Below are 17,002 nucleotides of genomic sequence, written 5' to 3'. Positions count from 1 at the left end.
CCGAGCGTACGCCGCCGCCCGGCAGCGGTCACGGCGCACTGCGCCATGGCATCAGAGGCTGCTGCGGAACTGACGCCAGGTGGGCAGCTTGCGGGTCCCGCGCAGGAACCACATCAGGGTGGCCATCACCAGGCCGAACATCACGCCTGCCGCCACCCCGGCAAGCAACAGCAGTTCCAGTGCCGGGGCCCTGCCCTGCCACAGCAGCAGCCACATCAGTACCGTCCAGAAGACGCCGAACAACAGGCCCTGCAGCAGCGTATTGGTCAGGAAACCGGCCAGTATCGGCGGCGGCAGCGCGACGCCCAGCCGCCACAGCATGCGGTGCAGCAAGGGGGCCGCTTCCCTCCGTGGCACCCCGGAACGGTCCAGGAAGCGCAACGCCACCTGGATGTCCGCCGGGTATCGATGGTCGATCTCATCCATCCAATGAAACTACCGAGGCGGCAGCACAAACGCAAACGGCCGCCCGAAGGCGGCCGTCGCGACAACAACCGGAGTTGTTTATCAGCCCTTGGTTGCCAGGCGGGCAACCTTGGCGGCAGCAGCAGCAGCCAGGTCTTCCTTGATGCGGGCAGCCTTGCCTTCCAGGCCACGCAGGTAGTACAGCTTGCCGGCGCGGACCTTGCCACGGCGCTTCACTTCGACCGAGTCGATGATGGCGCTGTGGGTCTGGAACACGCGCTCGACGCCGTAGCCGTGCGAGATCTTGCGCACGGTGAACGAAGAGTTCAGGCCGCCGTTCTTGGTCGCGATGACAACGCCTTCGTAGGCCTGCACGCGCTCACGGGTACCTTCCTTCACCTTCACGTTGACGACAATGGTGTCGCCCTGGCTGAACTGCGGCAGTTCGCGGGTGATCTGGGCGGATTCGAATTCCGCGACGATGGACTTGTTCAGCTTGCTCATGGGTTACACCGATTCATTGTTCGGGTGGGCGTGTCATTCGACAGCGTGGGCTCATGCAGTCACCGGACTGTGCTGCACGTTTGTTTTGGGTACTGCGCACCGGCCGGGGCCGGCGTAATTGGCCATGATAGCCGATAAAGCAGGGCTGGCGCTAGACCTTGCCCTTTTCCGCCGGGACCTGGCGGGCCAGGGCCAGCAGCTTGCGGTCGGCCTTGCCCAGCGCCTGTTCATCCAGCAGGTCCGGGCGCCGCTGTGCGGTACGGATCAACGACTGCTGCCGGCGCCAGGCGGCGATGGCGGCATGGTTGCCCGAGCGCAGCACGTCCGGCACGTCCCCCAGCGGATGCTGGGCCGGCTGGCTGTAATGCGGGCAGTCGAGCAGGCCGAGGTCGCCCTCGAAACTGTCCTGCGCCGCCGATTCGGCGTCATTCAAGGCGCCTTCCTGCAGCCGGGCCACCGCGTCGATGATGACCGCCGCCCCCAGCTCGCCGCCGGACAGCACATAGTCGCCGAGAGAAATCTCCTCATCGACATTGGCGGCCAGGAAGCGCTCGTCGATGCCTTCATAGCGGCCGCAGAGCAGGACCATGCGCGGCAATGCCGCCAGTTCCCGCACCTTGGCCTGGGTCAACGGCGCGCCCTGCGGGCTGAGATGGATCACCCGCGCAGGCGTCGGATCGGCCTCGCGGATCGCCTGCAGGCAGGCCTGCAGTGGCTCGATCAGCATCACCATGCCCGGGCCACCGCCGAACGGACGGTCATCCACCCGGCGGTAGTTGCCCTCGGCGTAGTCACGGGGATTCCAGCCATGCAGGCTGAACAACCCCTTTTCCTGCGCGCGGCCGACCACGCCCAGTCCAGCGGACTGGGCGAGGAAATCGGGGAACAGGGTGATGACGTCGAAACGCATGCTCAGGCTCAGAACTCGGGGTCCCAGTCGACCACGACCAGATTGGCCTCGAAGTCGACCGAGGTGATGAAGTCCGGCAGCACGAACGGAATCATCCGTTCGCGGTCACCGCGCACGACCATCACATCGTTGGCGCCGGTACTGAACAGGTGCGAGACCTGGCCGAGGGCAACGCCTTCGACGGTCTTCACATCCAGGCCTTCCAGATCGACCCAGTAATACTCGTCGGCATTGGGCGGCGGCAGCGCACTGCGGGCCACGAAGACCTCGGTGCCATGCATCGCCTCGACCGTGTCGCGATCCTCGATGCCCGGGAAACGGGCCACAAGGTGCTTGCCGGTATCCCGGCCACGGGCGCCTTCAAGCGTCGATTCCTGCCCGTTGGGGCTGCGCAGGATCCACGGTTGGTAACGGAAAATAGCGGAACGCGGCTCGGTCCAGGACTCGAGCTTTATTTCGCCGCGCACACCAAAAGCGCCGACAATCCTGCCAAGCAGGATGCGGCGCTCGTTATCTTTCATCTGCGTTCAATCAGATGGGCCGCACCAGGGCGCGGCCCGTCAGGATCAGGCCGCAGCGGCCTGGGACTTGCTCGCTTCCTTGATCAGGTTGCGAACTTTCTCGGTCGGCTGGGCGCCGTTCTTGACCCAATGGTCAACGCGGGCCAGGTCCAGCTCGATGCGCTTCTCGCCACCCTGTGCAACCGGGTTGTAGAAGCCGACGCGCTCGATGTTGCGGCCGTCGCGGGCGCTGCGGACGTCGGTGACGATGATGTGGTAGAACGGACGCTTCTTGGCGCCGCCGCGGGTCAGTCGAATCTTGACCATGGTGGTTTTTTCCTATTGCCCAGTCGCCAGGATGGCGCGGTAAGCGGGCGATTATAGCGGCAGAGTCCGGCCGAGCCAACCCCGCAAAAAAACGGGCCTGTCCGGTAGCGCCGGGCCATGCCCGGCGGCTTTCATTCAGCAAAGTGATGGATTCAGCGACTGATCCCGCGTCCGGCCAATGCCAAAGGCGTCACGCGGCGCCCAATGCAGGCAGCGCGATACGATCCGTGTCGAACACGTCGACCTCGTGACGTTGCAGCAGATCATCAAATGCGTCCGCGCCAATCTGCTCGATCAGGCGCCGCTCAGATTCATGGATGGCGATGCACTGGAGCCAGTTTATCGCGAGAGATGGCAGCTGCAGTCCCGCAAACTTTCCCTCACGCCAGAAGAAGGGAGGCACCAGATAGATATGCGGCATCTTCGACGACGGGAAGTAGTCCAGCAGGATGTCCGGAATCACGCTGCCCGGTAGCACCGCCGCACGATCACGCATGATCGCAAATGCAGTGGAGGCGACGACGTTGTCCCAGTGCAGTCTCTCCTCAGGTACACATGCGCAAAGCTCGACGCGCGTTTCCAGTTCACGACCATTCGAATGACGTAGAGCGCAATCAGATAGTCCGATGGACGAAATCGACTTGAGGCCCGCTTCCGGAGCGTTGAGTGTCGTCAGGATGTCGACCGAACGCTGGCGACGGTCATCGTAAAAGGCCTGGACCTTGGGCCGTGCGTCGCCGCCCATGATCTTCATCGCGTGCATCGCCACCGCGCGATGCTGCTCGGTGACTGTGGCGATACTGATTGGAACTCCTGCTGTCCTGTGCTGCGAAAGCATCCGCCGGGCATGGCCCGGCGCTACCCACCATGGGTCTCCACGATAGGGCCGGGGCATGCCCGGCGAGCATCCACCAACGCAGCTCGTTCAGGAGAGCGACTGCCAGGGCACCCGGGCCAACACCGCCCTGCCCTGTTCGGCCAGGGCCTGCGAACCCGGCAGCACCTGACCGTCGATGGCGTCCAGCGCCCACACCCCACTGGCGTTGCAGGCGAAAGCCGCCCGCATGCCGGCCAGCTCATCCAGCCGCAACGGCCGGATCTGCTGTGGGCCCACCCAGCCCGCCTGCAGCAGCGCTTCAGCGGTTCCCCGCAGCGCAGGCGCCTGTGGCCAGATCAGGTGTTCGCCGTCATGCACGGCCAGGTTCCAGGTCGTGCCCTCGCTGATCGGCCCGTCGGCAGTCACGAACAGCGCATCGTCGACACCTGCTGCCAGCGCCGCACGGCGCTGGGCGAACAGGGCAAACGTACCGACATGCTTGATCTGCGGCAGCTCTCGCTGCCATGTCGCGCTGCGTACGCGTTTCGGCGCGGTCAGCGCGACCGGCGCGGAGACGGCAACCAGTACATCCACCGGCACGCTTGCCAGCGGCGCGCGGAAATCGAAACGGCGCGAGAACACGGTGACCCGCATCGATGCGTCGACCTGGCCGGCCTGTTGCAGCGCCTGCGCCATCCACGCCTGCACCTGCGCGATATCGAGCGCGCTGCCGAACAGTTCCTGCGTTGCTTTGGCCAGCCGCTGCAGATGCAGATCAAGCCCCTGCACCGAGCGGCCGCGCACCTGCAACGAGGTGAAGTGGCCGTAGTTGGTCAGCGCCGGCAGCAGGTCTTCGGCCCGCGCCGTTGCGCCGTTGCAGGTCACCGTCATCGCAACAGTGCCTGCGCCTGTTCCCACATGCCACGCAGCACGTCGGCGGCCGGCGCTGCCGGTGCCATCCATGCCGACTGCCCGGCCCAGGCCTGCATCGCAGCAAGCCGGTTTTCCTGCGTGGCCTGCTTGCGCATCGGTCCAGTCAGGCCACGCTGCACCGGGTACGGGCGCGGCGCGGGTGCGCCCTCGGCAGCAGCTGCACGCACGTAGGCAGTCGCCAGGCCGCGGCCCAGGCGCCCACTGAACGCGCGCGTCGGCCAGGTGTCTTCGGGTTCGCTGCGGGCCAACGCATCGGCCCATGCAGGCGCCACCGCTGCTTCGGGTGTGCGCAGGAAGGCCGTGCCGATCTGCACCGCGCTGGCCCCGAGCATCAAGGCAGCAGCAATGCCGCGACCGTCGCCGATTCCGCCCGCAGCGATCACCGGAATACTCAGATTGTCCGCCAGCCGCGGCAGCAGTGCGAACAGGCCGACCAGCTGCTGCTCCGCACGCATCGGATCGAAGGCGCCGCGGTGGCCGCCGGCTTCGGCGCCCTGCGCGACCACCGCGTCAGCACCTGCGTCCTGCGCAGCACGCGCTTCGGCCAGCGTCGTAGCGCAGGCGATCCAGGCGATGCCCGCATCCTTCAACTGCTGCACATGACGCGGCGACAGCACGCCCATGATGGTCGAGGCGACCGCCGGCCGTGCCGCCAGCAGCGCACTGAACTGCTCCTCGAAATCGGCCGGCGTGGCATCGGCTGCGCTGGCCGCAACCTCCGGCCCCCACTGGCCCAGAAACGCACGCGTGCTGGCCTCGGCAGCCACATCGCGCACCGGCGCGGGATCGGGCAACCACAGGTTCACCTGCGCCGGCCCGGTGGACGCTGCACGGAAGTCCTGCATCCAGCGACCGATATCCGCCGCCGGCGACAACACGGCCCCCATCGCGCCCATGCTGCCGGCGTTGGCCAGCGCGGCGGAAAGCGGAACCGGACAGGCACCGGCCATCGGTGCCAGCAGGATCGGCAGCTGCAATGAAAAACGCCGACAGAAATCGTCGGCGCGTTCGAGAATCGGCGAAAGGCTCACGCGACGCACCTGTGGGAGGAGTCGCTGCCAGCATACGCCAGACACTGTGGACGGGCGCGTCGCCCCGGGCGATCCGCTCGCGCCTGGCTCAGCGTGCAGACACCGCGTAGGTGCGGACCAGCTGGCTGTCCATTTCTTCGTTGAACTTGAACGTCACGTAGCGCGCGTCATCAGCGGCGAACTCTTCCTCGGCGCTGGCGCGACCGATCTCGGTGCCCTCGGCATCCAGCGCACGCGCCACCAGCTTGCCCTTGAACGCCTTGTCGGCCACCACGTACACCGCCGCGTCCTTGGAGCCCATGCCACGGCTCTTGCCGAGGGTGACGGTGAGGCCCCGCGCGGCCAGGCCCGGATCGGCCTGCAGCGTCACGTTCATGCGCTTGTCCACGCCCTCGCCCAGCCCGGCGACGAAATCGGCAGCGGTTCCACTGATGGCGCTACCGGCCTTCTGCGACACGGAGGTGTCGTCCTTGCAGGCAACCAGCCCGAGGGCCAGCGCCATCACCACGATCGACTTGTTCATGCACATTCCTTTGATTGATTCCGCGGGTTGTTCAAGCGTTCGATACAGCGCGCGCTCAGCGGAACGGCATGCCACGGCCGCCCATGGCGCCCATCATGCCCTTCATGCTGCGCATCATGCCCTTCATGCCGCCGCCGGCCATCTTGCTCATCATCTTTTCCATCTGCATGTACTGCTTCATGAGCTTGTTGACGTCGGCCGGGGTCACGCCCGAGCCCTTGGCGATGCGGGCGCGACGCGAGCCATTGAGCAGGTTCGGGTTGCGCCGTTCCTTCTTGGTCATCGAGCCGATGATGGCGATCATGCGCGGCACTTCCTTGCCCTGGCTGACCTGCTGCTTGAGGTGCTCGGGAATCTGGCCCAGGCCCGGCAGCTTGTCCATCAGGCCGCCGATGCCGCCCATGTTCTGCATCTGCTCAAGCTGGTCGCGCATGTCGTTCAGATCGAACTTCTTGCCCTTGGCGACCTTCTCGGCCAGCTTCTGCGCCTTGTCCTTGTCGACCTGCTGCTCAACCTGCTCGACCAGCGACAGCACGTCGCCCATGTCGAGGATGCGGCTGGCGATACGGTCCGGGTGGAACACGTCCAGGCCTTCCGGCTTTTCGCTGACACCGACGAACTTGATCGGCTTGCCGGTGATGTAGCGCACGCTCAGCGCGGCGCCGCCACGGGCGTCACCGTCGGTCTTGGTCAGGACCACGCCGGTCAGCGGCAACGCATCACCGAAGGCCTTGGCGGTATTGGCCGCGTCCTGGCCGGTCATGGCATCCACCACGAACAGCGTTTCAGCCGGGTTGACCGCGGCGTGCAGGGCCTTGATCTCGGCCATCATCGCTTCGTCGATGGCCAGGCGGCCGGCGGTATCGACCAGCAGCACGTCGACGAACGACTTGCGCGCATCATCGATGGCGGCGCGGACGATGGCCTCCGGCTTCTGCTCGGCGCTGGACGGGAAGAACAGCACGCCCACCTGGTCGGCCAGCGTCTTCAGCTGCTCTATCGCCGCCGGACGGTAGACGTCGGCCGAGACCACCATCACCTTCTTCTTGCGCTTTTCCTTCAGGTGCTTGGCCAGCTTGCCGACCGTGGTGGTCTTGCCGGCGCCCTGCAGGCCCGCCATCAGGATGATGGCCGGCGCGGGAACGTTGAGGTTCAGGTCGCTGGCTTCGGCGCCCATCACCGCGGTCAGCTCGTCGCGCACGACCTTGATCAGGGCCTGGCCCGGGGTCAGCGACTTCAGCACTTCCTGGCCGACCGCACGCACCTTGATGCGTTCGATCAGGGCCTGCACCACCGGCAGCGCGACGTCGGCTTCAAGCAGCGCGATGCGGACCTCGCGGGTCGCCTCGCGGATGTTCTCTTCGGTCAGGCGGCCACGGCCGCGCAGGCGCTCGATGGTGCCGGAAAGGCGCTGGGTCAGGGACTCGAACATGCGACGCAACCTGTCTGAAAGCGGGGGACAATAAGGCCCACAGTATAACGGGTCCACCGCGCTCCCCGGACTGCGACGCCACGCCCGTCGCCAGCACCGCGGGGGTATGCGAAACTTCAACGATGACAATCGTTCTCATCGCCGTCCTGCTCTACCTGGCCGCCAGCGCCCTGCTGGTGCGCGCCCTTGGTCGCAACGACGGGGTGACCTCGCCCGCCTGGCTGTGGCCTGCGCTGCCGGCGATGCTGCTGCATGGCGGTTATCACGTGCTGGTGGCGATGCGCACGACCGGCGGCCCGGACATGCACTTCTTCGCCGCGTTGTCGCTGGTCGGCCTGGGAATGGCCTGGCTGACCTCGCTGGTGGGCGCGCGCGGGCGCATGTCCACTCTGGGCGTGGTGGTATTCCCGCTGGCCGCGCTGCTGCTGGTGGTCTACCACGGCTACGGCCATGAACCGAGCAAGGTGCTGGGCTGGCGCCTGGCCAGCCACGCCTGGCTGGCACTGCTGGCCTACGCCACGCTGAGCATCGCCGCGCTGCTGGCGATCATGCTGTGGCTGCAGGAGCGTGCGCTGCGGCGCCGTGAATTCCGTCCGTGGCTGCGTGCGCTGCCGCCGATGGCCGATCTGGAATCGCTGCTGTTCAGGGTGATCACCGTCGGCTTCGCCCTGTTGACCCTGACCCTGGTTACCGGCGTGCTGTTCGTCGACGACCTGCTGGCGCAGAAGCTGGTGCACAAGACGGTGCTGAGCGTGCTGTCGTGGATCGTGTTCGGCGTGCTGCTGATCGGCCGCCGCCGCTATGGCTGGCGCGGCACCAAGGCGGTGCATTGGACGCTGACGGCGATGCTGTTGCTGCTGCTGGCGTTCTTCGGCAGCCAGTTCGTGATCGAGCTGGTGTTCGGGCATTCACGCTAGAGGCGTGCCGGCCGCCGGTCGGCACCCACCCTGGTAGTGCCGGCCGCTGGCCGGCAACAGGACCGCACCCCGCGTGGATGCCGCAGACGGTCAAGGCAGCGGCTGGGCCAGGATCCTGCGCATCGAGCGACCACTGTTGGTGAGGATGTCGTCGACCTGCCAGCAGCCCTCCCCTTTGCGCACCATCGGCAGGCGGGTCACGTAGGCCTTGCCCCAGACCGGATAGCGCATTTCGACCTGGCCGGCCGTGGCCGAGGCCTGCTTCCAGCTGTAGCGCACCGGGCTGTCGATCTCCCCGTCCTGCGCGTCCAGCCACGGATCGGAATCGAGCGTGCAGATGCCCTCTTCGCGCACCTGGCAGGCACGCTCGCCGTGCAGCGCCTTGGCAAACGCCGCACTCACCAGTGCCTGCGGCGGCTCCAGCAGGTCGCCCTTGCCGGTGGTCGCTTCGAAGAAGGCGCGCGCCACGTCAGCCGGTTGCTGGCAGGCCGGCGCGGCCTGCACGGTGGGGGCCAGCAGCAGGCCGATGATCACCCACATCCTTGTCTTCCGCATATTCAGTTCCTTGACGGTGGAAGGACGCCGGGCATGGCCCGGCGCTACCCATGCGTGTTGCCCGGCGAACGCGCAGCGCGGCAGGGATTACAATCCGTACCGTTCGATCGCGTCCAGATGCGGCTGGCGATCCTGGTCGCAGGCCTCGGCCAGGCGCAGCCAGCAGTGCGGGTGCGCCCAATCGGCCGTGGCCTGCTGCAGGAAGCGGTGCAGCGCCAACGGCGCATGGTCCTGCGGCTGGGCAACGGTGAACAAAAGGCCCGGCAACGTCCCGTCTTCCACGTCCGGATCGGTCACGGTGTAGTCCGCACGGCTGTGCGCCCATACCTTCCAGCCCTGTGCCTCGGCCGCTTCGACGAAGTCATTCCATGCCTCCTCGCCCGGGTGCGCGCCATCGACCAGCCAGCTGCGCGCGAAACCACCCCGCTCCAGCACATGCACCTGCGCATAGGTCGGAATGAAGTGCTCGCGCTCCGCTTCGTCCTCTGGCGCGGGGTGTACCAAGCCGGCGTCGAATACCACCCAGTCCCCCACCTGCTGCGCGCGGTTGGCCGGTGCGTTCTCGACGATGCGCGCGGTCACCGGGCCGCTGCGGCGGGCGTAGTACTCCATCGGCTCGCCGCCTTCTTCGCTGCGGATGATCACCCAGCCCCAGGGCTCTTCGACCACGCCCTGCTGGCTGGACAGTTCCATGCCGATTGCTGCCGCCGAGCGGCGCACCGCATCCCAGTCGCGCGCCGCACTGGCCGCACTCATATGGTCCCAATGCGCGGCACTGGGCTCTTCCAGCAGTTCCACCAGTTGCGCATAGCAGGCCTGCGCCTCGCTGAAGCGGCCGGTCTCCATGTACATGCGCGCAAGCGTCCCGCGTGCGCCGTTCGAGCCTGGCGACAACGCCAGCAATGCCTGCGCGGCCTGTTCCAGTGCAGGCCAGTCGGACGCACGCCGTGCGCGCTGCACCTCGCACCAGTGCGCGAACACCGGCACGCTGTCGCGGTAGGTCGCGGCCAGCCTGCGCAGGCCATCATCATCGCCCTGCTCGGCCAGCCAACGCATCAGCGTGTAGGCCGCCGCGCCGTCTTCCTGCGCGTGGCCGCGCACAAAGTCCCACAGCAGCGCCTGCGCTTCTGTCTTCGCGCCACAGGCGTGCAGCGCCGAGGCGGCGACCTCGGCCAGCGCGCCGTCGTCCGGCCGCTCGGCGTGCGCCTGCAGCAGCCACTGCGCTTCGCGCTCGGGATCGCGCGACTGGTTCTGTTCGCCCTGCGCTTCCAGCCACGCCAGCAGCTCAGCGGCAGGCACCGGCAGCGGCGCCATCTGCGGCAGCGCTTCGATGCGTGCCGCCAGACCGGCCACCAACGCGGCGGCGCCGCGGTCCTGGCGCAGCTGCGCCAGATGGGTGCGGGCCAGACCCAGCTGGCGCTGCGCCACCCAGCGTGCACCGCGCTGCAGGGCCAGCTCCAGGCTCAACGCGGCGATCTCGATCACCAGGCGATGCGCGCCGACAGCGGCGAAGTGCTCGATGATCGTGTTGAAGCGCGTTCCCAGATCCCAGGTATTGCGGGCGGCATCACGGCTGCACAGTGTCGAAGCGGTATTGGCCCACAACCGCCAGTGATTCGGCGTCAGCTCGCTCCATGGCACCAGCTGCTGCAGCGCCTCTTCATCGCGCCCCAGCTGGGCCAGTGCCCAGGCCTTGGACAGCCGGCGCGGCACCGTGCAGTTGGCAGGCTCGTATTCGCCCGCAGCGGCCACTTCGGCTTCGCGCTTCTCGATCAGCGCCAGCGCTTCCTGCGCACGGCCGCTGGCCAGCAGGATCTTGATCTGCATTTCAGGGAAGCTGTCGAACACTTCCTTGCCGCGCGCCTGGATCGCCGCCGCCTGCACCTGCAGGTAATCCAGCGCGTCCTGGCCGCGGCCGTCGTCCAGCAGCGCGTCGGCCTTCTCGCAGCTCAGGCACTGGAAGCAGGCCCAGCTCGGGTCGATGCGGCCCAGCGTCTCGTCGCAGACCTCGATGCGTTCGGGCACCCAGCCCGGACCATCGATGTTGCCGTAGCAGGCGGCAAGATCCTGGGTGACGCAGATCGACTGCGGGCAGTCCAGGGTATCGGCACGGTGTGCGCGCTCGAACAGCGCCACCGACTCGCCCAGCGCGCTTTCGCCTTCCACGCGGTTGCCGACGCGGTTGCGCAGCGCCCAATGGCCGACATAGACGTCGACCCAGGGGTTGTCCAGCGCCTTGCCCAGCGCGCGCGCTTCGGGCAGCAGTGCATCGACGCGGTCGACCTGCAGTTCACTGACTTCATCGGCAAGACGGGTCAGCAGGTGGGCGTTCTGCGCCTGGCCTGCCTGGCGCAGGTCTTCCTGCAGTTTTTCGACCCAGTTCCAGATATCCATGGGGGTAATGCTCCTGTCTAGCGAAGGCGGGATGAGAGGGGGGAGCGGTGCTCAACGCAGCATCTGCTGCAGGGCACCGGCAATATCGGTGAATGCACCATTGAGATCGGGTCCCGGCGTCGCCGCGCTCTGCTGCAGCGGCCGGCCCTGTGCGGACACGATGATCTTCAGCGAGCGCAGCAGGCGCGCGGCCGCCCCGGCCTGCGGGTGGCCCTCGCGCTGGGCCTGCAGCAACGCCTGCACCGCTGGATTGTCCAGGTTGAGGTACAGCCGCGACGGCGCACGCGCCTCGATGCGCGCGGTGAACTGGCGCGCCAGCCGCAGTGCCGCCATCGATACGCGCTTGTCGTTCTCGTCGTCTTCCAGGCGCTGTTTCAGTTCGGCTTCGCGGTCGGGCACCACCACCACCGGCAGCGCCTCGGGGCTGAACCGCGCCGGCAGCAGCTGTTCGCCGTCGCCCAGGTGTTCGCGCAGCCAGGCCAACTGTGTATCGTCAAGGCTGTCGTCGGTGCGGAACAGTGCGCGGTTGCCCTGCTCGGTACCCAGCTCGACCAGGCGCAGGCCCTTGGCCTGGGCCCAGCGCCGCAGGAACGGCACCACCGCGTAGCGATGACCATGCGCGACCGGCACGCCCATCGCGCGGAACAGCATTTCCTCGAAGCCACCACCGTTGTCGAGGATCACATGCACTGCGCCGCGCGCCGGCAACGCGCTGGCCGGCAGGTCACCCTGCGAGGTCGGCACGCGCACGTGTTCCAGCAGCAGGTCGAACAGGCGCTCATCGCACAGCGCCGCGCCCAGCAGGGCTTCATTGTGGCGGCTGAGCACGCGGCGCCAGGCTTCGGGCTGCTGCCGGGCGACGTCGGCCAGGCCATCGATCAGCGCTTCCAGCAGGGCGTGCTGCACGGCGCGATAGTGGTCATCGCGCTGCAGGTCCTCGCGGCTGGCGGTCGGGGTCAGCTTCGACGATTCGATCACCCCGCCGATGAAACCGGCCCACGGCGGCAGCAGGTCGCGTGCATCGTCGTCCAGCAGCATGCCGCGCACGAACACCGACAGGTTGCGGTTGTCGCTGGTGCCGTAGGTGGCACCGTCCTGCACCCAGAGCATGCCGACGGCGTCGCTACTGCCATCGGGCTGCAGCGGCATCGTCACGATGGGCTCGAAATCGTGTTCGAAACGGGCCGCGAACTGCTGCGCCTGGCGGCGTGCCTGCACCGGATGCAGGGCGACGTCACCCTGCCCGCGCCACGGCGGCGGTTCAGGATTGATCGCGGCGGCCGCCGCACCGATGAAGATCGGCTCGGACAGCAACGCGCAGTAGCGGCCCAGCACCTCGTGCAGGCGCGCTTCGTTGGCCAGCGGCAGGAAGTCCGGATGCAGCTCCAGCTCGACCTCGGTGCCGATCGCGCGCGCCGGCACTTCGCTGACGGTGTACTGCTCGGCGTTGCTGGACACGTACAGGTGGCCCAGCTGCGGCGCCTGGTACGAGGTGGTGCGCACGCTGACACGGCGCGCCAATACGAAGGCCGACAGGAAACCCAGGCCGAACATGCCGATCAGGCCTTCATCGTCCTGGCCGTCCTGGCGCAGGCCCCGGGTGTAACCGACACCGACCGTGGCCAGGTAATCGTGGATTTCCTGGCGGGTCAGGCCGGCACCGGTATCGGTGATGCGCAGCACACCGGCGGCGACATCGACCTGCACGTCGATGCGCGACACACTCTGGATGCCGGGCTGCTCGATACGGCGACGGATGATCGAATCGTGCGCGTTCTGCACAAGCTCGCGCAGCGCCACCATCGGCGTGGAATACAGGTGCTTGCCCAGCACCGTCATCAGTCCATTGAGATCGACCCCGGCGCGGCGGATTTCGGCGGCGGGGGTGCTGAACATCGGGTCCTGCATGTAAACGATTACTCCTTGCCACGGAAAGGCGCCAGGGGGCGCCTTCGTCGAGCCGGGAAAACTAGCACAGGCTGGCTGACCGCTGCTGTGCCGTCGGCCGCATCTGCAGGTCCGGGCCCGGACCCGACCCCGGTCACGCCGCGTCGATGGCCTCGGACAGCCGTTCGACCGCGATCACTTCCATGCCCTTCACCGAGCCCCCTTTGGGGGCATTGGCCTTGGGCACGATGGCGCGCTTGAAACCGTGGGTCGCCGCCTCGCGCAGGCGATCCTCGCCGTTGGGCACCGGCCGGATCTCACCGGACAGGCCGACTTCGCCGAACGCGATGGTCTTCTCGGCCAACGGACGGTCCTGCAGCGAGGACAGCACCGCCAGTAGCACCGGCAGGTCGGCGGCGGTCTCCTGCACGCGGATGCCGCCGACCACGTTGACGAACACGTCCTGGTCGCCGACCAGCACGCCGCCATGCCGATGCAGCACCGCCAGCAGCATGGCCAGGCGGTTCTGCTCCAGCCCCACCGCCACGCGGCGCGGATTGGAAAGAGGCGAGGCGTCGACCAGCGCCTGCACTTCCACCAGCAGCGGCCGGGTGCCCTCGCGGGTAACCATCACGCAGCTGCCCGGCTGGTGCGTGCTGGCACCGGAAAGGAAGATCGCCGACGGATTGGAGACCTCCTTCAGGCCCTTGTCGCCCATCGCGAACACGCCCAGTTCGTTGACCGCACCAAAGCGGTTCTTGAACGCGCGCAGCAGGCGGAAGCGGCTGCCGCTCTCGCCTTCGAAATACAGCACGGCATCGACCATGTGCTCCAGCACGCGCGGGCCGGCGATGCCACCTTCCTTGGTCACATGGCCGACCAGGAACACGGCGGTTCCGGTTTCCTTGGCGAAGCGCACCAGCCGTGCGGCACTCTCGCGCACCTGGCTGACCGAACCGGGCGCGGCGGTCAGCGTCTCGGTCCAGAGCGTCTGTACCGAATCGGCCACGATCAGCCGCGGCCCACTCCTGGTGGCGTGCTGCAGGATGGATTCGACACCGGTCTCGGCCAGCGCGTTGACGCCCTCCAGCGGCAGCTCCAGCCGGTGTGCACGACCGGCGACCTGGGCCAGTGATTCTTCACCGGTGACGTAGAGCACCGGCAGGACCGCGGCCATCTTCGCCACCGCCTGCAGCAGCAGGGTGGATTTGCCGATGCCCGGGTCACCACCGACCAGCACCACCGCGCCCTCGACCAGGCCGCCACCGAGCACGCGGTCGAATTCGCCGATGCCGGTGCTGACCCGGTTGTGTTCGGTCTGCGCCACGTCCTTCAGTGCGGTGATCTTCGGCGGGTCGATCTTGCCCGCCCAGCCGGCACGGCGCGAGGCGGGCGCCTTGGCCGCCGCAGCGCTCTCAAGGACGATTTCCGACAGCGAGTTCCAGGCATTGCATTCGGTGCACTGGCCTTGCCACTTGCTGTATTCGGCGCCGCATTCATTGCAGACATACGCGGTGCGGGCTTTGGCCATCGGAGATTTCCTGCAGGGGCAACGAGCGTGGCAGGATAGCCGAGCCGGGTCGCAGCTGCTGCGACCACTCAAGTCCCACCCGTCGGTGCCGATAGCGGTGGCGCGCGTGCGCCTTGCGGGCGCCCCTCCCTCCTCCTCTGGATTCAACATGACTGGTAGTTACAGTCAGAGCCTGGTCGCCATATCGTTGCTGGTGGCCATGCTGGCATCGTATACCGCGCTGGATATGGCCGGCCGCCTGGCCACGGCCCAGGGCCGGGTCGCCCGCTGGTGGCTGGCCGGCGGTGCCGCCGCGATGGGCCTGGGCATCTGGTCGATGCACTTCATCGCGATGCTGGCCTTCAAGCTGCCGGTTCCGGTCGGTTACGACCTGGCGATCACCCTGTATTCGCTGGCGGTGTCGATCGGCGCGTCGGCCTATGCGCTGTGGCTGGTGTCGCGCCCCAGCCTGCCGTTGCAGCGGCTGGCCGCGGGTGCGGTGCTGATGGGGCTGGGTATCGCGGCCATGCACTACCTGGGCATGGCCGCCATGCGCATGCAGCCCGGTATCGATTACCACCCCGGCTGGTTTGCCGCGTCCATCGCAGTGGCCATCGCTGCCGCCGGTGCAGCGCTGTGGATTGCCTTCCGGCTGCGCGTGGAACAGCGCAACACGGTGCGCCTGCGGATGCTGGCGTCGCTGGTGATGGGCCTGGCCATCGTCGGCATGCACTACACCGGCATGGCCGCCGCGCGCTTCCCGCCTGGCAGCGTCTGCGGCGCCATCGGCAGCGGCGGCATCGATCCGCGCTGGCTGGCAGTGCTGGTGATCGTGACCACCCTGGCCACGCTCGGCATCGCCCTGGTGGCCTCGCTGTTCGACCGTCAGATGCGCGTACGCACCCGCCTGCTGGCCGATTCCCTGGCGCACGCCAACGACAAGCTGATCCAGGCCGCCCTGCACGATCCGCTGACCCAGCTGCCGAACCGCATGCTTCTGCAGGATCGCATCGAGCAGGCCATCGAGAAGGCGCAACGCCGCCAGCAGTCGGTGGCGGTGATGTTCTGCGACCTGGATGGCTTCAAGGCCGTCAACGATGCCTATGGCCACCAGCTGGGTGACCGCCTGCTGGTCGCGGTGGCCCAGCGCCTGGGGGCGCAGCTGCGCCCGCAGGACACCCTCGCCCGCCTCGGCGGCGACGAGTTCGTGATCGTGCTGGCCATCGATGCACCTGATGATGCGGCGGTGGTCGCCGAGCGGGTGATCGCCGCGGCCGGTGAACCGTTCGTGCTGGACGCGGCGGAGCTGCAGGTCACCGCCAGCCTGGGCATTGCCCTGTATCCGGACGATGCCAGCGACGAACGCGAGTTGATGGCACATGCCGATGCGGCGATGTACCACACCAAGGAAACCGGCCGCAACGGCTACACCTTCTTCATTCCCTCGATGCAGCTCAGTGCCAACCGCCAGCTGCGGCTGCTGCAGGACCTGCGCAAGGCGATCGCGCGCAACGAGCTGCTGCTGCACTACCAGCCGAAGTTCCCGGCGGCCGATGCACCGGCCACTGGGGCCGAGGCGCTGCTGCGCTGGCAGCACCCGGAACTGGGCCTGCTGGCGCCGGACGTGTTCATTCCCATCGCCGAGCGCAGCGGCCTGATCCTGCCGATCGGCGACTGGGTGCTGGACCAGGCGTGCGCGCAGCTGCGCGCCTGGCATGACGGCGGACACAGCCATTGGACGATGGCGGTGAACCTGTCTCCGCTGCAGTTCGCCTCGCCGGCCCTGCTTGAAAGCGTGCGTTCGGTCCTGCAGCGGCATCGCATCGACCCGGCGCGGCTGACCCTGGAGATCACCGAAACCACGGCGATGAAGGATGTCGAGGCCAGCCTGGCGATCCTCAACGATCTGACCGCGATGGGCGTGCACATCGCCATCGATGATTTCGGTACCGGCTATTCCAGCCTGCTGTACCTCAAGCGCATGCCGGCCACCGAGCTGAAGATCGACCGGGCGTTCGTGCATGACCTTGAACGCAATGACGAAGATTCCGCCATCGTGTCCTCGATCATCGCGCTGGGCCGTACCCTGCAGCTGCAGGTGGTAGCCGAGGGCGTGGAGACCCAGGCCCAGCGCGATTACCTGAGCGAGCTGGGCTGCGACCAGCTGCAGGGTTACCACCTGGGGCGGCCGATGGAGGCCGAGGAATTCCTGCGCAAGGTGGGGTGAGCGGCAACCGCATCCACGCATGGCGTGGATCTACTGTGCGGGGACTTCGCGGTGACGGGTAGATCCACGCCATGCGTGGATGCGTTCCCCGCGATCGCGCAACAAACAGAAAGGCCGCCCGGGGGCGGCC

At 67.5% G+C, this 17,002-nt stretch carries 16 protein-coding genes; 2 read left to right on the top strand and 14 right to left on the bottom strand.

Annotated elements, in window-relative coordinates:
* Positions 1-51: 51 nt before the first annotated feature.
* The 10 genes from D0Y85_RS05990 to ffh all read right to left on the bottom strand — a co-directional run bounded on the left by D0Y85_RS05990 (position 52) and on the right by ffh (position 7,382).
* Positions 52-426, bottom strand: coding sequence for a DUF6404 family protein (locus D0Y85_RS05990; RefSeq protein ID WP_117309827.1), 375 nt, complete (start codon positions 424-426; stop codon positions 52-54).
* Positions 427-507: 81 nt separating this feature from the next.
* On the bottom strand, positions 508-909 hold the full coding sequence (gene rplS, locus D0Y85_RS05985; protein ID WP_117309826.1) for a 50S ribosomal protein L19: 402 nt from the start codon (positions 907-909) through the stop codon (positions 508-510).
* Positions 910-1,060: 151 nt separating this feature from the next.
* Positions 1,061-1,819 carry a tRNA (guanosine(37)-N1)-methyltransferase TrmD gene (gene trmD / locus D0Y85_RS05980; protein WP_025873819.1) on the bottom strand — a complete coding sequence of 253 codons (759 nt, stop codon included), beginning with the start codon at positions 1,817-1,819 and terminating at the stop codon, positions 1,061-1,063.
* A gap of 8 nt (positions 1,820-1,827) precedes the next feature.
* The gene (gene rimM / locus D0Y85_RS05975; RefSeq protein ID WP_049470186.1) at positions 1,828-2,340 is read right to left on the bottom strand and encodes a ribosome maturation factor RimM; all 513 of its coding nucleotides are present in this window, start codon (positions 2,338-2,340) and stop codon (positions 1,828-1,830) included.
* A 45-nt stretch (positions 2,341-2,385) separates the two neighbouring features.
* Complete coding sequence (gene rpsP / locus D0Y85_RS05970; RefSeq protein WP_025873821.1) at positions 2,386-2,646, bottom strand: 30S ribosomal protein S16; 261 nt, start codon at positions 2,644-2,646, stop codon at positions 2,386-2,388.
* 190 nt (positions 2,647-2,836) lie between these two features.
* On the bottom strand, positions 2,837-3,541 hold the full coding sequence (locus tag D0Y85_RS05965) for a suppressor of fused domain protein (RefSeq protein ID WP_240329347.1): 705 nt from the start codon (positions 3,539-3,541) through the stop codon (positions 2,837-2,839).
* A 30-nt stretch (positions 3,542-3,571) separates the two neighbouring features.
* The gene (locus D0Y85_RS05960; RefSeq protein WP_117309825.1) at positions 3,572-4,354 is read right to left on the bottom strand and encodes an aminotransferase class IV family protein; all 783 of its coding nucleotides are present in this window, start codon (positions 4,352-4,354) and stop codon (positions 3,572-3,574) included.
* Positions 4,351-5,427, bottom strand: a complete 1,077-nt coding sequence (locus tag D0Y85_RS05955; RefSeq protein ID WP_117309824.1) for a nitronate monooxygenase — start codon at positions 5,425-5,427, stop codon at positions 4,351-4,353. The genes D0Y85_RS05960 and D0Y85_RS05955 overlap by 4 nt, the downstream gene beginning before the upstream one ends.
* A gap of 88 nt (positions 5,428-5,515) precedes the next feature.
* Positions 5,516-5,950, bottom strand: a complete 435-nt coding sequence (locus D0Y85_RS05950) for a hypothetical protein (protein ID WP_117309823.1) — start codon at positions 5,948-5,950, stop codon at positions 5,516-5,518.
* Positions 5,951-6,005: 55 nt separating this feature from the next.
* Positions 6,006-7,382, bottom strand: a complete 1,377-nt coding sequence (gene ffh / locus D0Y85_RS05945) for a signal recognition particle protein (RefSeq protein WP_025873824.1) — start codon at positions 7,380-7,382, stop codon at positions 6,006-6,008.
* Between the two features lie 122 nt (positions 7,383-7,504).
* Here ffh and ccsA point away from each other — a divergent pair, with 122 nt between their 5' ends.
* Entirely contained in the window at positions 7,505-8,299 is a 795-nt protein-coding gene (gene ccsA, locus D0Y85_RS05940; protein ID WP_025873825.1) for a cytochrome c biogenesis protein CcsA, read from the top strand.
* Positions 8,300-8,389: 90 nt separating this feature from the next.
* Here ccsA and D0Y85_RS05935 read toward each other — a convergent pair whose 3' ends face one another.
* From D0Y85_RS05935 to radA, 4 genes are all read right to left on the bottom strand, one after another.
* Positions 8,390-8,854, bottom strand: coding sequence for a hypothetical protein (locus D0Y85_RS05935; RefSeq protein WP_117309822.1), 465 nt, complete (start codon positions 8,852-8,854; stop codon positions 8,390-8,392).
* An 87-nt stretch (positions 8,855-8,941) separates the two neighbouring features.
* Entirely contained in the window at positions 8,942-11,248 is a 2,307-nt protein-coding gene (locus D0Y85_RS05930; RefSeq protein WP_117309821.1) for a tetratricopeptide repeat protein, read from the bottom strand.
* Positions 11,249-11,299: 51 nt separating this feature from the next.
* Positions 11,300-13,156, bottom strand: coding sequence for an ATP-binding protein (locus tag D0Y85_RS05925; protein WP_093817664.1), 1,857 nt, complete (start codon positions 13,154-13,156; stop codon positions 11,300-11,302).
* 133 nt (positions 13,157-13,289) lie between these two features.
* On the bottom strand, positions 13,290-14,666 hold the full coding sequence (radA, locus tag D0Y85_RS05920; RefSeq protein WP_117309820.1) for a DNA repair protein RadA: 1,377 nt from the start codon (positions 14,664-14,666) through the stop codon (positions 13,290-13,292).
* Between the two features lie 148 nt (positions 14,667-14,814).
* On the opposite strand from radA, the gene D0Y85_RS05915 reads away from it, so the two are divergent.
* A complete protein-coding gene (locus D0Y85_RS05915; RefSeq protein WP_117309819.1) occupies positions 14,815-16,872 on the top strand; it encodes a bifunctional diguanylate cyclase/phosphodiesterase in 2,058 nt (685 codons plus the stop codon).
* The last annotated feature ends 130 nt before the right edge of the window (positions 16,873-17,002 follow it).

It is taken from the genome of Stenotrophomonas sp. G4, from assembly GCF_003428825.1.
In the GTDB taxonomy this organism is placed as follows: Bacteria; Pseudomonadota; Gammaproteobacteria; order Xanthomonadales; family Xanthomonadaceae; genus Stenotrophomonas; species Stenotrophomonas indicatrix.
The sequence above is the reverse complement of the archived record's forward strand: the minus strand, read 5'-3'. Positions and strand labels throughout refer to the sequence as shown.